Below are 14,960 nucleotides of genomic sequence, written 5' to 3' on the forward strand. Positions count from 1 at the left end.
GTGCGCATAGGTTTCGTGGGAGCCGGGCGGATGGGACGCCCGATGATCGGGCGGCTGGTGTCGGCCGGGCACACCGTCCGGGCGGTCGGGCGATCCGCCGAATCGCGCGCGGCCCTCGCCGAGATCGGGGCCGAGCCGGTCGCGACCGTCGCCGAGGCAGCCGACAAGGCGGGGGCCGTGGTGGTGTGCGTATTCACCGACGATCAGGTCCGCGAGGTATGTCTCGGCGGCAGCCTGCTGCATGAGCTGCCGCGAACGGCCGTGCTGATCGTGCACACGACCGGTAGTCCGGCGACGGTGACCGAAATCGCGGCGGCGGCCCCGGCTGTCGAGGTGGTGGACGCGCCGGTGAGCGGTGGACCGCACAACATCGCGACCGGTGAACTCACCGTCTTTCTGGGCGGTACCGACGAGGCGGTGCGCCGTGCGCGGCCCGTGGTGGCGGCTTACGCCGACCCGGTCCTGCACGTCGGGCCGCTCGGCGCGGGGCAGCGGGTGAAGCTGGTGAACAACGCGCTGTTCGCGGCGCAGATCGGGCTGGTCGCCGATGCGGTCCGGCTCGGCGGCCAACTCGGTGTGAACGAGGCCACCCTGCTCGCCGCCCTACCGCACGCCAGCAGCGGTGGCCGCGCCGTCAGCAGCGTCGCGGGGAGGGGCGCGGTCGAGGCATTCCGCGCCTCGGTGGGCGAGTTCCTCCGCAAGGATGTGGCAGTGGCCCGCGCGCTCGTCGCCGAATTAGGCGGTGCGCTGGGGATATTGGACGCCGCCATCGACGCGGGCATACCCGCGACCGACCGCAACTGATCAGCGAGCCGATACTCCCGCAGTGCGGTGCCGTGCCGAACAGGCCTCTTGGGCCGGGCAACTCGTCTCAGTCGCTGCGCGCCGCCGATACCTCAGGGTGCGGGATCCGCGCGCGCCACGCTCACTCGATGACGATCGCCTGTTCGGGACAGGCCCGCACCGCTTCGTGCACCTGCGCCTCGAGGTGCGCGGGTACGTCGGCGACGGTGGCTTCGGCGTAGCCGTCGTCGGTCAAGGAGAACACCTCCGGGCACAGGCCGAGGCACACGCCGTGCCCCCGGCAGCGATCCTCGTCGACGGTGACCTTCATCGGGTCCCGCCCTCCGCGACGTCGAACTCCAGATGCAGCGAGGTGAGCCCGCGCAGGATGAACGTCGGCAGATAGCGGTAGTCGCGCGCGCCCTCGGGGCCGTGCACGCTCTCGTCGATCCGGAAGCCGGTGGTGCGCTCGAGCAGCCGTTCGATGGCGACCCGCGCTTCGGCCCGCGCCAGCGGCGCACCGGGGCAGGTGTGCACGCCGCGCCCGAAAGCCAAGTGCGAGCGGGCATTGGAGCGTTCCGCCGCGAAGGTGGTGGGGTCGTCGAATCGGCGCGGGTCCCGGTTCGCGGCGCCGTTGACCACCATCAGGACCGTGCCCGCGGGCACCTCGGTCCCACCGACCGTCGTGGACACCTTGGCCAGCCGGAAATCACCCTTGACCGGGCTCTCCATCCGGAGGCACTCCTCGATGAAGTTCTGGATGCGGCTACGGTCCTCGCGCAGGTACTGCTGGATGTCGGGGCGCTCGGCCAGTATCTTCAGCGCCGAACTGAGCAGCCGGACGGTGGTCTCCTGTCCCGCCGAGAAGAGGTTCGCCGCCACCCGGACCACATCGAGCACCTCGGGCTCGCGCCCGTCCGGGAACGTCGCGGTGGCCATGCTGGTCAGCACGTCGTCGCGCGGGTTGGTCCTGCGGTCGGCGACGTAGTCGGAGAACTTGGCGTAGAGGAATTCGATGGGGTTGTGCGACATGTTCTCCCCCGCGGTGCTGCCGACGCTGGAGCCCTCGCGGTGCGGATCGCGTTGCAGCGCCTGCAGGAACGCCTCCTGATCGTCCTCGGGGACACCGAGCAGGTCGGCGATCACGTAGAGCGTGAAGGGGCCCGCGAATTCGCGCATGCAGTCCCCCTTGCCCTCGGCCAGGTACTGATCGAGCATCCGGTCGGCGATCGCCCACATCGCCTGCTCGTTCTCCTTCAAGCGTTTCGGGGTGATCAACCGCATCAGCAAGGCGCGGTGATCGGTATGCACCGGCGGGTCGAGGGTCGGCAACTGGTCGCTCATCGGCAGCGAGTCCCGATGCTCGGCGATGAGGGCGTCGACGTCGGTCGCGCCCTCCAGCGGTACCGGGAATCCGGGGAACGGACCGGTGACCGAGATGCAGGAGGAGAACCTTTCGACGTCGTTGTAGACCTCGAGCGCCTCCTCGTAACCGGTCACCATCATCACGTCGTGGTGCTTCTCGCGCGTCACCGGGCACTGCTCGCGCAGTGCGTCGAAGTACGGATACGGATCGGCGACCAGCTCCTGCCCGAGGAAGAAGTCCAGATCCTGGAAGTTTTTCACCACTCGACGATCCCTTCGACGCCCGGCCGGCATCGCCAACGGCGTGATTTGCCGGTCGACTTCCGTGATTGAGAATATGCCTCTCATCTGTGAGTATGAGATTTCCATATCCAGCGCTGCGCGTCAACCGAAGGACCGGCATCATGAGCCTCGAACCCGCCGCCGATCAGCGGTTTTTCCAGTCGACCACCCGTGATTTCCTCGCGAGCACCGTCCCGGCGGGTACCGTGCGAGCGCTCGGCGCGTCCGGAACGGGATTCGACCGGACGTGGTGGCGGCGCGGCGCGGAACTGGGATGGACGGCCATGCTGGTGCCCGAAGAATTCGGCGGCGGAACGATTTCCGGGCGGCCGATGACCGAACTCGCCTTGGTGGCCGGAGAACTGGGTCGCGCCTGCGCGCCCGGGCCGTTCGTCACGACCAACGCGGTCCTGGCCGGGCTCACCCCGGACGCGAGTCGTTTCGCCGCGGCACTCACCGCCATCGCCGCAGGCGAGACGATCGCCACGTGGGCGGTCTACGAACCGGGCCGAGGCTTCGACGCGCTCTCCCCCGGCTCCGGCGCCACCGACCGGGCCGCGCGCACCAGGGCCGAACCCGACGGCCGCGGTTACCGGCTCAACGGTGCGAAAGACCGTGTGGAGTCGGCCGACCAGGCGGACCTGTTCCTGGTAACCGCCGAGAGCGCCGACGGCCCGGTTCAGCTGCTGGTGCCCGCGGACACCCCGGGCGTGAGTGTCACACCGGCGTGGACCCTGGATCTCGTCCGCCGCACCGCGCGTGTGACCTTCGAGGACGTCGCGGTGCCCGCCGACGCCGTGCAGGTGGGCGCGGACGCCGCCGACGCGATCCGAGCGCAGGCACGCACGGCGGCCGCGCTCACCGCCGCCGAGATGGTCGGCGCCACCGACACCGCGCTGGCCGCGACGTCGACCTGGTTGTTCGACCGCTACACCTTCGGCAGGCAACTGGCCTCCTACCAGGCGCTCAAGCACCGGATGGCCGACAACAAGACGTGGCTGGAAGCGTGCCGGGCCACCGCGACCGCGGCCGCGGCGGCCTGGGACGACGACCCGGTGAGCGCGGAGGAGGCGATCAGCATCGCGAAGTCGTATGTGGGAGCGAAGGCCCCCGTGATCGCCCAGGACTGTGTGCAACTGCACGGCGGCATCGGCGTCACCTGGGAACACGACCTGCACCTGTATCTGCGCCGCATCACCCTGGGCCGCGCTCTCTACGGCACTCCTGAAGAGCACCGGCGCCACATCACCGATCTGCTCGACACGGCAGCCGCGTGAACCGAATCGAACTCCCTTGGAAGGCACCGACGCTATGACCACCGACCTGGAGCCCGTCGAAGACTTCCGCGCACGTGCGCGGACCTGGTTGCGCGACAACCTGCCCCCGGCTTCCGCCACGGAATACAAGTCCGACACCGAGGAGGCGTGGGACCGCGCCCGGCAACTGCAACGGATTCTGCACGACGGCGGCTACGCCGGGATCTGCTTCCCCGCGCAGTACGGCGGCCTCGGCCTCACCACCGCCCACCAGCGGGCGTTCACCGAGGAATCGCTTCCCTACGAGATGCCGCTGCTGCTGAACGTGCCGACGCTGGCCATCTGCGCGGCCAGCCTGCTCGATCTCGGCACCGAGGAGCAGAAGCGCGCACACCTGCCCGCCGTACTGCGCGGCGAGGAGATCCTGGCGCAGTTCCTGTCCGAGCCGCGCGGCGGGTCGGATCTGGCCGGGCTCACCACCCGCGCCGAGCGCGACGGCGATCGCTGGATCCTCAACGGATCCAAGATCTGGAGCTCCGGCGCCTACGCCGCCGACTACGGCCTGTGCCTGGCTCGAACCAACTGGGATGCCACCAAGCACCGCGGGCTCACCATGTTCCTGGTGCCGGTGCGCGCCGAAGGCGTGACGGTGCAGCGGATCAAACAGGTGACCGGCTCGACCGAGTTCTGCCAGGAGTTCTTCGACGACGTCGCGCTGCCCGAGGAGGCGGTGCTCGGCCAGGTGGACGGTGGCTGGGACGCCGCGTCCCGGCTGCTCTACCACGAGCGGGCCGCGCTGGGCGGCACCTCGCCGTACACCAGCGGCGCCCGCCCGCATCTGGGCGGCGAGGCCGACCGGTTACTCGAGCTCGCCCGCGCCACCGGTCAATGGAACGACCCGCGCACCAGGGAGGACATCGGCGAGGCGCGAGCCATGAACGTGGTACGCGACCAGCTCATCGCGCACATCTCGCGGGCGATCGCCTGCGGCGAGCTGCCACCCTCCGCCGGCGCCATCACCCGGCTGTTCACCGCCGAGAATGCCTGGTTGCAAACGGATCTCGCGGTACGCATCGCCGGGCCCGCCGCGGCCACCCACAGCCGAGGGGACGCGGCCGACACGACCGAGGTCGGCCTCGACTACCTGTTCCGCTCGGCGTGGAGTCTGGCGGGCGGCAGCACCGAGATGGCGCGCAACGTCATCAGCGAGCGCGTGCTCGGCATGCCCCGCGAGTTCGCCGCCGATCGCGACATCCCGTTCAACCAGGTCGAGCACGGCCGATGACCCGCGCGAAGCGATACCGGCGGGGTGCGACGGCGATGATCACCCCGACGGCGGGACTTCGCCGGTCTCGGTAACGCTGGCGCGCATCACGCACCACAACGAATGCCGAGCGAGGACCGAGGACTAGGGACGGATCGACCCCGGCGGGGTCAGGGCACGCAGGCAGAAGGCCGTGATGCGCTCGACGTCGCCGGCAGCCGGTTCACTGCGCTGCCGCAACCGCTCGGCCAGCGTGCCGATGGTGGCGTGGGCGATCAGCGCCGCGTCCGAATCCGGTGCGGCGCTGCCCAACTCCGCGAGCGTGTCACGCAACAAGACGGCCAGCGCGGCGTCCACCATGCCCGGCCCCGCCGCCGGCGCCAGCCCTGGCCCCGCGGCGTTCCAGAGGACGGCGAGCGTCGCGGCCGCGGTCTGTCCTTCGGCCTGCGCCAGGATCGCCCCGACCCAGCGCCGGACGCGCGCTCGCGGGTCGGCTTCCTTGCCCATCTGGTGCGCCACGTAGCGGGTCAGCCGCTCCGCTCCGTCTTCCAGCAGGGCGGCCACCAGCGCGTCCTTGGACGGGAAATGCCGATAGAACGCGTCGTTGGACAACCCCGCCGCGGCGACGATGTCGGCCACCCGCGGACGGCCCGCGGTTCCGGCCGCGCTGATCACCGCCAACGCCGCGTCCAGTAGCTTGCGGACCTCCACGGTGTAGTCGGCGCCGCGTTTGGCCAAAGTCCGCCGGGCGATCCGGGCGGCCACGTCCTCGGCCGCATCCTCGCTTGTCACAACCCATCTCCCTCCACATTTCCGAGCCGGTCGCGCGATTCGTTCGCCTCGCGCGGGCCGAGCCCTCGCTCGTCAAGAATTGCATTCTGAGTACGGAGAAGTATATTCTCCAGCTTGAGAGGAGTTGCCATGGCATGGGATTTCACCGAGCTCATGCGATCGGCCGCCGAGCTCGCCGAGACGAGCGAGTACCGGGGATGAGCGAGCGCGAGGAGTACCGGATCGAACGGCACGGCGCGGTCTCGCTCATCCGGCTGCACCGGCCCGAAGCGCGAAACGCGCTGACCACGCACATGATGCGCGGCATCGGTGCGGCGGTGCTGGCGGCCGAAGCCGATCCCACCGTCCGCGTCCTGCTGCTCACCGGCTCCGGTGATCGGGCGTTCTGCTCCGGCATGGACCTGCGCGCCTTCGCCGAGGGCGACGCGTTCGACGCCGAGGACCCCGCCACCGCCGCCTACGCCCGGCTCACCCGGGGCGAGATCGCCGTCCCCGTGGTCGGGGCGGCGAACGGCTCCGCCATCGGCGGTGGACTCGAACTGCTGCTCGGCAGCGATCTCGTCATCGCCGCCGAGTCCGCGCAGTTCACCTTTCCCGAGGTGCGGCGCGGCTTCTTCCCCGGCGGCGGTGGCACTTTCGTCGGTTCGCGGATCCCGATGAACATCGCACTCGAGCTGACCCTGACCGGCGAGCCGATCACCGCCGCCCGCGGATACGAACTCGGCTTGGTCAACGCGGTGGTCGCACCAGGTCAAGTGCTCCCGACGGCGCTGAGCTATGCCGAGCGGATCGCCGCCAACGCGCCGCTGGGCCTGGCCGCCTGCAAAGAGCTGGTGCGGCTGTCGGTCACCGACGCCACCCGCGCGGCCGCTCGGCTGAAGTACTGGCAGGAAACGGTATTCACCAGCGCCGACGCCAAGGAGGGCGCACAGGCGTTCCTGGCGAAACGGCCGCCGGTGTGGCGGGGGCGCTGAGGTGCGCGCGGTGGTCTGCCCGGCGTACGGGCCGCCGGAAGTGGTGCGACTACAGCAGGCGCCCTCGCCGCGACCTGCGGCCGGGCAAGTGCGGGTACGGGTCGCCGCCGCCGCGGTGAATTTCCCCGATGTGCTGCTGATCGCCGGCAAGTACCAGGTCCCCGCCGCGCCGCCGTTCGTGCCCGGCAGCGAATTCGCCGGAGTGGTGGTGGAACTCGGCGAAGGAGTGACCGATTTCGCGATCGGCGACCGGGTGACCGGCACGGGCTTGTTCGGCGCTTTCGCCGATGAGGTGGCCGTGGCCGACGCGACGCTGACCCGGGTACCGCAAGGCGTGGATCTGCGGAGCGCCGCCGCCTTCGGTGTCGCCTACCGCACCGCCTACCACACCCTCCGCTCGATGGCACGGGTCGGCGCGGGCGACCGGCTGATAGTGCTCGGCGCGGGTGGCGGAGTGGGACTTGCCGCCGTGCAATTGGCCGCGCGGCTGGGGACCGAGGTCACCGCGGTGGCCTCGTCATCGGCAAAGCTCGCCGCCGCGGAACGGTACGGCGCGCGGCGGCTCATCGATCACACCGCCGGGCCGTTACGCGCGGCACTGCGCGACGCGCTGCCCGAAGGCGCCGACGCCGTCATCGACCCGGTCGGCGGTGACGTCGCCGAACCCGCCTTGCGATCGCTGACCCGCCGCGGGCGTTTCGTCACGGTCGGCTACGCCTCCGGCGTCATCCCGCGCATCCCGCTGAATATTGTGCTGATCAAGGGCGTACAGCTGGTGGGTTTCCAGTTCCGAGATCTCGATCCCGTCGAATACCGCCGCAACGAGGAGGAACTCGCGGCGCTGCTGGCCGGTGGCCACATCCGTCCGCACATCGGCGCGGCATACCCGCTCGAACAGGCGGCGGCCGCGCTGCGGCATGTGGCCGACGGCCGCGCGATCGGCAAGGTGCTGGTCGACCTGTAGGACGGTCGGAGGGTGGACGCACGCCGCATCCGGTGGACCGGCCGTATTCGTTGCGCTGCGGTAGAAGTCGCGACGCGGCACGGATCATGCGTAATCGACTGTCACCGAGGGGGTCTGCGGAACGGACTGACAGGTGAGCACGTAACCATCGGCCACGTCCTCGTCGGTCAACGCGTCGTTCACCCGCATCTCGACGCGGCCCGCGACGAGCCGCGCCATACAGGTGCCGCAATTGCCCTCCTCGCAGGCGAACGGCGGGTTGAGCCCGGCTCGCTTCGCGGCTTCCAGCACCGTCTCGTCGGCGCGCACGTCGATGGTGGACTGCCCGCCGTCCAACAGGACGGTCGCCACGCAGGTGGCCGTCTCCGGCGACTCGGACAGTGGGGATACGGCCATGACGCACACTCCTGATCAATGGGGATCGCACAACGCCGATGTCGCCGGGGCGTAGATTGAGCACTCGCTCAGCATGCTGTGCACATGCGTAGCATGGTTCTTCCGGCTGGGTCAAGAGGAGGACCGGGTCAGCTGCCCGTCCAGCGCGGGATGCGCTTCTCGGCGAACGCGCGGGGACCCTCCTGCGCGTCCTCGCTCGTGTAGCAGCGCACCGAGGCGTGCCGGGCGGCTTGCAGCGCGGCCGAGCGGCCCATCTCGGTCGCGAGCATGACCGTCTCCCTGGCGGCCCGCACCGACAGCGGGGCACCCGCGAGGATCTCGGCGGCCAGCTCGAGTGCCGTGTCCAAGAGAACCTCGGGTTCGGCCAGCCGGTTCACCAGTCCGATCTCGTAGGCGCGCCGCGCATCGATCGGCTTTCCGGTCAGCAGCAGCTCCATCATGATCCGCTGCGGGATCATGTGGATCAGCGGCGCGGCCCACGGCGAACTGCGACCCACCTTGACCTCGGTGACCGCGAAGGTCGCCGTAGTGCTCGCGACACACAGATCGCATGCCTGGGCGATCATCCAGCCCCCGGCGAACGCCGCGCCGTTGACCGCCGCGATGGTGGGCTTGGACAGCTCGATGGTGTCGTACGGCAACGGGTACATCTCGCGCGGCGGCACCGTCATGCCAGTCGCCACCATCTCCTCGAGATCCCCTCCCGCGCAGAACGCTTTCGGTCCCGCGCCGGTCAGGATCGCGACGCGCAACGCGGGATCGCGCTCGAATCGGGCCCAGGCGTCGAACAGCCCCTCCCGCACGTCCAGCGCCAGGCAATTGCGCCGTTGCGGCCGATTCAGCGTGATGATCGCGATCCCGTCGGAGCGGGCATCGAAGACAACGGCGTCGGACATCAGAAACCTCTCCGCTGGACGACGCGCGCCGCCCGCTCCAGTTCGTCGCGAAAATCGGGATGCGCCACGGCGATCAGCCTGCGGGTGCGCTCGGCCAGTGTCCGCCCGGCGAGTTCGGCGGCGCCGAATTCGGTGACGATCACGTCCACGTCGCTGCGTGCGGTCGTGACCGGCCCGGACAGCGCCGCGGTGATCCGGCTGACCGTCCCGCCTTTGGCGGTGGAGGGCAGCGCGATAATCGCGTGACCCCCGGGCGAACGAGCGCCTGCCCGGACGAAGTCCACTTGACCTCCTGTGCCTCCGAGATAGGACGCACCGCTCTGTTCGGCGTTCACCTGTCCGGTCAGGTCGACCTCCATGGCGGAGTTGATGGTGACCAGCCGTTCCAGTCGCGCGAGCACGCCCGCGTCGTGGGTGTAATCGGTCGCGCACATCCGGATCGCCGCATTGCGGTCGGCGAACCGGTACAGGCGCTCGGTGCCGATGAGCGCGCCGGTGACCGATACCCCGCGATCGATGGCTTTGCGCGCGTTGGTGATCGCGCCCGACTCGACCAGATCGACCAATCCGTCGCCGATCATCCCCGAATGCACGCCGAGATCGGTGCGGTCGTGCAGCAGGCGCAGCACGGCGTCGGGTACGGCGCCGACCCCGATCTGCAGCACCGCGCCGTCCTCGATATAGGCCGCCGCGTGCGCGGCGATCGCTTCATCGACCGGGCCGATCCGGGCGGGCGGCACCTGAACCGGCGGCCGGGAAACGCGCACCGCGTAGTCGATTCGAGCGCCGGGCAGCCGCTCGCCCAGCGTGAAGGGCACTTGGTCGTTGACCTCGGCGACCACGACGCGCGCCGCCGCCACCGCCGCGCGCACATGGTCGCTGACCAGCCCGAAGCTGTGGTCGCCGTGTTCGTCGGCCGGACTCACCTGCACGAAAGCCACATCGCAGCCGAGGATTCCGGCTTCGATCATCGGCCCCACCCGGCTGACGTGGCAGGGGACGATGCCGAGCCGATGCTCCTCGGTCAGCGACCGCAGCGCGCCGATCGCGCCCATGCTGGACAAGGTGAAGGCTTCGGCCGCCGCCGGGGTGAACAGACCGGAGAAGCTCGTCGCGATGAACGCCGACACCCCGCCGATCGCACCGCCCTGTGCGATGAGCGCCTCGATCAAGGTGGCGGGCTCGCCGCACGCCTGCCCGACCACGATGCGGTCACCGGCCCGCAGGATCGTGCTGAGGTCCAGGTCGGCGGGCTCGAGCAGCGCGGTCACCGCTGGACCCGGCCGTTCGGGCGGTCGTCGGCGGCGTGGCGCAACCGGCCGAGCACCTCGGCGGTGTCGGCGCCGAGCCTGGGTGCCGGTCCCGCGATGCGGCCGGGAGTGCGGGAGAACCATGTTGGCGGACCAGGAAAACGGACCGATCCATATGGTGAATCCACGGTTTCGAAGAAGTCCGCGTCGGCGAGATGCGGGTTGTCGAACAGTTCGTCCAGCGACCGCACCGGTGCGGCCGGAATGTCCAGCGAGCGCAGCAGTTCCAGCCATTCGGCCGTGGTCCGCTCACCGAACGTTTCGGCGAGACGGGCGTAGACGATGTCGATCCTGGCCGCGCGCTGCTCCAGCGTGGCGAACTCCGGCCCTGCCCACGGCGGGCGCACCGCCTCGACGAAAGCCGTCCACTGCTTGTCGTTGTAGACCAGCGCGGACAGGTAACCGTCCGCGGTGCGATAGGGCTTGCGGTTCGGCGTCACCGCGCGCAGGTAGGCCGCGGAGCCCAGCGGGGGATCGAACATGGCCCCGTTGGCGTGCTCCACCAGCATGAACGCGGCCATCGTCTCGAACATCGCGACCTCGACTTCTTGCCCCTCGCCGGTGCGTTCCCGGTGGAACAGCGCCATCGTGGTCGCGTAGAGCGCGGTCATCCCGGCGATCTTGTCGGCCATGATGGTGCCGACGTACCCGGCGGCGCCGGTGAGCCGCTCCTGCACGAAGGGCAGTCCGCACTCGGCCTGAATCGTGTCGTCGTACGCGGTACGGCCGGCGTCCCGGCCACGGCGGCCGTAGCCGTAGCAATTGGTGTAGACGATCGAAGGATTGAGCGCGGCCACCTCGTCGTAAGCGAAGCCCAGCCGGGCGATGGCGGAGGCGCGCATCGAGTGGATGAATACGTCGGCCTGCGTGACGAGTTCGCGCAACGATCGCTTGCCGTCCTCGGATCGCAGGTCCAGCACCACGCTGCGCTTGCCCCGGTTGACGTTGACGAAGACGCCGCCCATCCCCCGCTCCGGGCCCACCGAGATGTAGCGGGTGTTGTCCCCGTCCGGCGGCTCGATCTTGATCACGTCCGCGCCCATATCGGCCATGATCTGCGTGCAGTAGGGGCCCATGACCATCGCCGTCAGATCGACGACCCGGACCCCCACCAGCGGACCACGATGTTCCATCGCCACGCCTCTTTCACCACCCTCCACCGCCGCACGGATCACCAACCGGTCGGCGGCCGTGAGCCTATCTGATGAATCTTTGCAAGGATAGTGATATCAAGGATGCTGTGGACGATTTCAACGCTGACGCCCCACCCCCTCGGCGTGCCCTCCGCCCGATCGCCGAGGTACTGGACGCCGCGCTCGGCTCCCACCCCGACGCCACGGCGGTGGAGGCCGCTTCCGGCGCGTGGACCTACGTCGAACTCGACGATCACGCCCACCGCGCGGCCGGCGCCCTCTGGGCGCTCGGCGTGCGCCCCGGCGATCGCGTCGCGGCCTGCCTCCCCAACGATCTGGACATCGTCGCCGCCTTCCACGGCGCGCAACGCATCGGTGCGGTATGGGCGGGCATCGGCGAGGCGCTGACCGCGACCGAACAGCAGCGCCTGCACGACCTGTGCGAACCGGCAGTCGTACTCGCCGGATCCCGCTGCCGGGTGGACTCGCCCGGTACGGTCGACCCCGATCATTGGGCGGCACTGCTGGATCGCGCGGCACCCGCGCCACGGGTGGAGCACGACATCGATGCTCCGGCCGCAATCGCCTTCACCAGCGGCACCTCCGGACAGCCGAAGGCCGTGGTGCACAGCCAGCGCAACCTCCTGCTGCCCGGCGCCGTGCTGACGGCCACTCGAGGCTGGGGGCCCGATCTGCGTAAGGGCGACAGCTTCCCGCTGACGATCCTCAATCTGATGGTCCTGTCCACCCTGCTCACCGCGCAGGCCCGCGGCTGCTCGGTCGTCATGGACCGCCGCGATGCCGACGGGGTGGCCGACTGGATCGCCGAGCATCGCGTCACGGTCTGGAACGGAGCACCCGCGCAGCTCTACGACCTCGCGCGCAGGCCGGGGCTCGATCTCGGCTCGTTGCGCGAAGTCTGGAGCGGCGGCAGCGATACGCCCGACTCGGTTCGCGCGGCGTTCGCCGACGCGCACGGGCCGGTGCCCCGCGCCACCTACGGTCTCACCGAGGCGCCGACGGTGGTCTCGATCGACCCACCCGGCGACGAATGGTTCCCCGGGGCCAGCGGCCGGGTGCTGCCGCACTACGACGTCGCCGCCTACGACGACGCGGGCCGCAGGCTACCGTCCGGTTCGCTCGGCGAGCTGCGGCTGGAGGCGGCCGCCACCGGCCCGTGGGCCCGATGCTGGACGCCGATGCTGGGCTACCGGGAGCGCGATGCGGTGCGACCGCCGCCACCCGGACCGCTCCCCACCGGCGATGTCGGCACCGTCGACGCCGAAGGCAGGCTGTCGGTCCTGGACCGCAAGAAGATGGTCATCATCCGGGGCGGGGCGAACGTCTACCCACAGGAGGTGGAGCGGGTCATCGCGACGCACCCCGGCGTGGCCAAGGTCGCGGTGTGCCCGGTGCCGGACGAGCGGCTCGGCCAGAGAGTCGCGGCGGTGATCGAAAGCGCGGATCCCGCAGTGGATCTCGACGCCCTGGCGCGATTGTGCCGACGCGAGCTGGCCGGATACAAGGTGCCGGAGTTCTGGACCCGGGTGGACGCACTGCCGGTGAACGCCATGGGCAAGATCGAGCGAACGCGGCTCACCGAACTGGCGAGCGCCGCGCGGCACACGACGCGGGAGCAGCCGTGACCGCGCGCGCCCCGCGTCTGTTCGACCTCGACGGCCGGGTGGCGATCGTGACCGGAGCGTCCTCCGGGCTCGGCGCCGCGGTCGCGGAAACGCTGGCCTCGCTCGGGGCCCGCGTCGCGGTCGCGGCCCGGCGCGCCGACCGGCTGACCGAGCTCGCCGGGCGCATCGACGGGCTCCCCGTGGTGTGCGACCTGACCGAGCCGCAGAGCATCGGCGCCGTGGTCACCACGGTGGCCGACGGGCTGGGACCGCCGGAGATCCTGGTCAACGCGGCGGGGAACCGGTTCACCACCGAGCGCGCCGAATCCGAGCCGCTCGATGCCGTGCACCGGACCCTGGAACTCAACCTCGCGGCGCCGTTCCTGCTCGCCCAAGCGGTGTTCCCGCACATGCGCACGGTGGGTCGCGGCTCGATCGTCAACGTCTCCTCCATCAGCGGCCGGGTCGGCGTGCCCGGCATCCCGCAAGCGTCCTACGCCGCGAGCAAGGCGGGGCTGTCCGGGCTCACCGCCGAACTCGCCGTGCAATGGGCGCGGCATTCGATCCGGGTGAACACCGTCGCGCCCGGCTTCTTCCGCAGCGAGATCACCGACACCCTCTATGACGACGAGCGCGGCGCCGCTTACCTGCGCCGCAACACCCCCCTGCCGACCGAGGCGCGGGCCGAGGACATCGTCGGGGCCGTCGTCTGGCTGGCCGGTGACGCCGCCCGGTACGTCACCGGACAGACCGTCGTCGTCGACGGCGGCTGGACCGCTCGATGAACGAGCGGTGATTCCACGTTGACACCCGATTCTCACGGTGAAAGCATGACAACGCCTATGAGAATCTAATTCTCCAAATCGAAAACGTACATACGCTCAAATTGCCAGCCCGTTCTAGGAAGGGAATTATCCCGCATGTTTGCCGCAGTTCTGATCGAGAAGGGCGAGACGGGACCGAAGGTCACGCTGACGAACGTGGACGCAGCGACGCTGCCGGAGGGGGATGTCACCGTCGAGGTCGCCTACTCCACCCTCAATTACAAAGACGCCCTGGCGATCACCGGAAAGTCTCCCGTCGTGCGGGCGTTCCCGATGGTGCCCGGCATCGACTTCGCCGGTGTCGTCACCGAGAGCAGCCACGCGGATTGGTCGGCGGGCGACGACGTGATCCTCAACGGCTGGGGCGTCGGAGAATCGCATTGGGGCGGCCTCGCGCAGCGGGCCCGCGTGAACGGCGACTGGCTGGTGCCCCGGCCCGCGGAGTTCACCGCGCGCCAAGCGATGGCGATCGGCACCGCCGGATACACCGCGAGCCTGTGCGTCGAAGCGCTGCTGCGCCACGGCGTTCGGCCCGACCGAGGCGAGATCCTGGTGACCGGCGCGACCGGCGGCGTGGGCAGCATCGCCATCGCGCTGCTGAGCAGAGCAGGGTTCGCCGTCGCGGCCGCCACCGGCAAGACCGCCGAGACCGCCTACCTCCAGCAACTGGGCGCGGGCACCGTGGTGGATCGCGCCGAGCTGGCCGAGCGCGGCAAGCCGCTGCAGAAGGAGCGCTGGGCAGGTGTGGTCGACACCGTCGGCAGTCACACGCTCGCCAATGTGTGCGCCCAGACCCGGTACGGCGGAGCGGTGGCCGCCTGCGGCCTGGCCCAGGGCATGGACTTCCCCGCCACGGTCGCCCCGTTCATCCTGCGCGGGGTCACGTTGTTCGGCATCGACAGCGTGATGGCGCCCAAGCAGCGGCGCCTCGACGCCTGGGCGCGGCTCGCCCGTGACCTGGACCCGGCCGCCCTGGACAGCATCGCCCAGGAGATCCCCCTCGGCGAGGCCGCCACCGCGGCCGGCCGGCTCGTCGACGGTGCCGTGCGCGGCCGGATCGTCGTCGATGTGAATCGTTGATCAGGAGCATCCCGTG

Annotated in this window: 15 protein-coding genes; 8 read left to right on the plus strand and 7 right to left on the minus strand. The window is 70.2% G+C overall.

Going from position 1 to position 14,960, the window contains the following annotated elements; all coding sequences use genetic code 11:
• A complete protein-coding gene (locus ABZ803_RS01745; protein WP_357031376.1) occupies nt 1-804 on the plus strand; it encodes an NAD(P)-dependent oxidoreductase in 804 nt (267 codons plus the stop codon).
• 121 nt (nt 805-925) lie between these two features.
• Here the strand turns inward: ABZ803_RS01745 and ABZ803_RS01750 are convergent, their stop codons facing one another.
• Complete coding sequence (locus ABZ803_RS01750; RefSeq protein ID WP_357031379.1) at nt 926-1,114, minus strand: ferredoxin; 189 nt, start codon at nt 1,112-1,114, stop codon at nt 926-928.
• Complete coding sequence (locus ABZ803_RS01755; RefSeq protein WP_357031382.1) at nt 1,111-2,412, minus strand: cytochrome P450; 1,302 nt, start codon at nt 2,410-2,412, stop codon at nt 1,111-1,113. Before ABZ803_RS01755 ends, ABZ803_RS01750 begins: the two co-directional genes overlap by 4 nt.
• Before the next feature lie 140 nt (nt 2,413-2,552).
• Between ABZ803_RS01755 and ABZ803_RS01760 the strand changes: the two genes are divergently transcribed.
• Together ABZ803_RS01760 and ABZ803_RS01765 are read left to right on the plus strand one after the other, a co-directional pair.
• Nucleotides 2,553-3,707: an acyl-CoA dehydrogenase family protein gene (locus tag ABZ803_RS01760; protein WP_357031385.1), complete on the plus strand. Its 1,155-nt coding sequence runs from the start codon at nt 2,553-2,555 to the stop codon at nt 3,705-3,707.
• Between the two features lie 34 nt (nt 3,708-3,741).
• Entirely contained in the window at nt 3,742-4,971 is a 1,230-nt protein-coding gene (locus ABZ803_RS01765; RefSeq protein ID WP_357031388.1) for an acyl-CoA dehydrogenase family protein, read from the plus strand.
• A gap of 123 nt (nt 4,972-5,094) precedes the next feature.
• Here ABZ803_RS01765 and ABZ803_RS01770 read toward each other — a convergent pair whose 3' ends face one another.
• Nucleotides 5,095-5,742, minus strand: a complete 648-nt coding sequence (locus tag ABZ803_RS01770; protein WP_357031391.1) for a TetR family transcriptional regulator — start codon at nt 5,740-5,742, stop codon at nt 5,095-5,097.
• A 197-nt stretch (nt 5,743-5,939) separates the two neighbouring features.
• Here ABZ803_RS01770 and ABZ803_RS01775 point away from each other — a divergent pair, with 197 nt between their 5' ends.
• Entirely contained in the window at nt 5,940-6,716 is a 777-nt protein-coding gene (locus ABZ803_RS01775; RefSeq protein ID WP_357031394.1) for an enoyl-CoA hydratase-related protein, read from the plus strand.
• Nucleotide 6,717: 1 nt separating this feature from the next.
• Nucleotides 6,718-7,680, plus strand: coding sequence for an NADPH:quinone oxidoreductase family protein (locus ABZ803_RS01780; RefSeq protein ID WP_357031397.1), 963 nt, complete (start codon nt 6,718-6,720; stop codon nt 7,678-7,680).
• Nucleotides 7,681-7,764: 84 nt separating this feature from the next.
• On the opposite strand, the gene ABZ803_RS01785 is transcribed toward ABZ803_RS01780, so the two are convergent.
• From ABZ803_RS01785 to ABZ803_RS01800, 4 genes are all read right to left on the minus strand, one after another.
• Nucleotides 7,765-8,076, minus strand: a complete 312-nt coding sequence (locus tag ABZ803_RS01785; protein WP_357031400.1) for a 2Fe-2S iron-sulfur cluster-binding protein — start codon at nt 8,074-8,076, stop codon at nt 7,765-7,767.
• 128 nt (nt 8,077-8,204) lie between these two features.
• The gene (locus ABZ803_RS01790) at nt 8,205-8,972 is read right to left on the minus strand and encodes an enoyl-CoA hydratase-related protein (RefSeq protein ID WP_357031403.1); all 768 of its coding nucleotides are present in this window, start codon (nt 8,970-8,972) and stop codon (nt 8,205-8,207) included.
• Nucleotides 8,972-10,243 carry an acetyl-CoA hydrolase/transferase C-terminal domain-containing protein gene (locus ABZ803_RS01795; protein ID WP_357031406.1) on the minus strand — a complete coding sequence of 424 codons (1,272 nt, stop codon included), beginning with the start codon at nt 10,241-10,243 and terminating at the stop codon, nt 8,972-8,974. The genes ABZ803_RS01790 and ABZ803_RS01795 overlap by 1 nt, the downstream gene beginning before the upstream one ends.
• Nucleotides 10,240-11,415: a CoA transferase gene (locus ABZ803_RS01800; protein WP_357031409.1), complete on the minus strand. Its 1,176-nt coding sequence runs from the start codon at nt 11,413-11,415 to the stop codon at nt 10,240-10,242. Before ABZ803_RS01800 ends, ABZ803_RS01795 begins: the two co-directional genes overlap by 4 nt.
• Nucleotides 11,416-11,522: 107 nt before the next feature.
• Between ABZ803_RS01800 and ABZ803_RS01805 the strand changes: the two genes are divergently transcribed.
• From ABZ803_RS01805 to ABZ803_RS01815, 3 genes are all read left to right on the plus strand, one after another.
• Nucleotides 11,523-13,061, plus strand: a complete 1,539-nt coding sequence (locus ABZ803_RS01805) for a class I adenylate-forming enzyme family protein (RefSeq protein WP_357031412.1) — start codon at nt 11,523-11,525, stop codon at nt 13,059-13,061.
• Nucleotides 13,058-13,825, plus strand: a complete 768-nt coding sequence (locus ABZ803_RS01810) for an SDR family oxidoreductase (protein ID WP_357031415.1) — start codon at nt 13,058-13,060, stop codon at nt 13,823-13,825. The genes ABZ803_RS01805 and ABZ803_RS01810 overlap by 4 nt, the downstream gene beginning before the upstream one ends.
• Nucleotides 13,826-13,960: 135 nt before the next feature.
• Nucleotides 13,961-14,944 (plus strand): MDR family oxidoreductase, encoded by a 984-nt coding sequence (locus ABZ803_RS01815; RefSeq protein ID WP_357031418.1) that lies wholly within the window; start codon nt 13,961-13,963, stop codon nt 14,942-14,944.
• The last annotated feature ends 16 nt before the right edge of the window (nt 14,945-14,960 follow it).

Origin of the sequence: Nocardia sp. NPDC047648, assembly GCF_040642815.1 — a bacterium.
GTDB classification, from domain to species: Bacteria; Actinomycetota; Actinomycetes; order Mycobacteriales; family Mycobacteriaceae; genus Nocardia; species Nocardia gamkensis.

Coding starts and splice junctions, on each gene's coding strand:
- ABZ803_RS01750 (WP_357031379.1), bottom strand. CDS start 1,114: ATGAAGGTCACCGTCGACGAGGATCGCTGCCGGGGGCACGGCGTGTGC.
- ABZ803_RS01760 (WP_357031385.1), top strand. CDS start 2,553: ATGAGCCTCGAACCCGCCGCCGATCAGCGGTTTTTCCAGTCGACCACC.
- ABZ803_RS01765 (WP_357031388.1), top strand. CDS start 3,742: ATGACCACCGACCTGGAGCCCGTCGAAGACTTCCGCGCACGTGCGCGG.
- ABZ803_RS01775 (WP_357031394.1), top strand. CDS start 5,940: ATGAGCGAGCGCGAGGAGTACCGGATCGAACGGCACGGCGCGGTCTCG.
- ABZ803_RS01785 (WP_357031400.1), bottom strand. CDS start 8,076: ATGGCCGTATCCCCACTGTCCGAGTCGCCGGAGACGGCCACCTGCGTG.
- ABZ803_RS01790 (WP_357031403.1), bottom strand. CDS start 8,972: ATGTCCGACGCCGTTGTCTTCGATGCCCGCTCCGACGGGATCGCGATC.
- ABZ803_RS01800 (WP_357031409.1), bottom strand. CDS start 11,415: ATGGAACATCGTGGTCCGCTGGTGGGGGTCCGGGTCGTCGATCTGACG.
- ABZ803_RS01815 (WP_357031418.1), top strand. CDS start 13,961: ATGTTTGCCGCAGTTCTGATCGAGAAGGGCGAGACGGGACCGAAGGTC.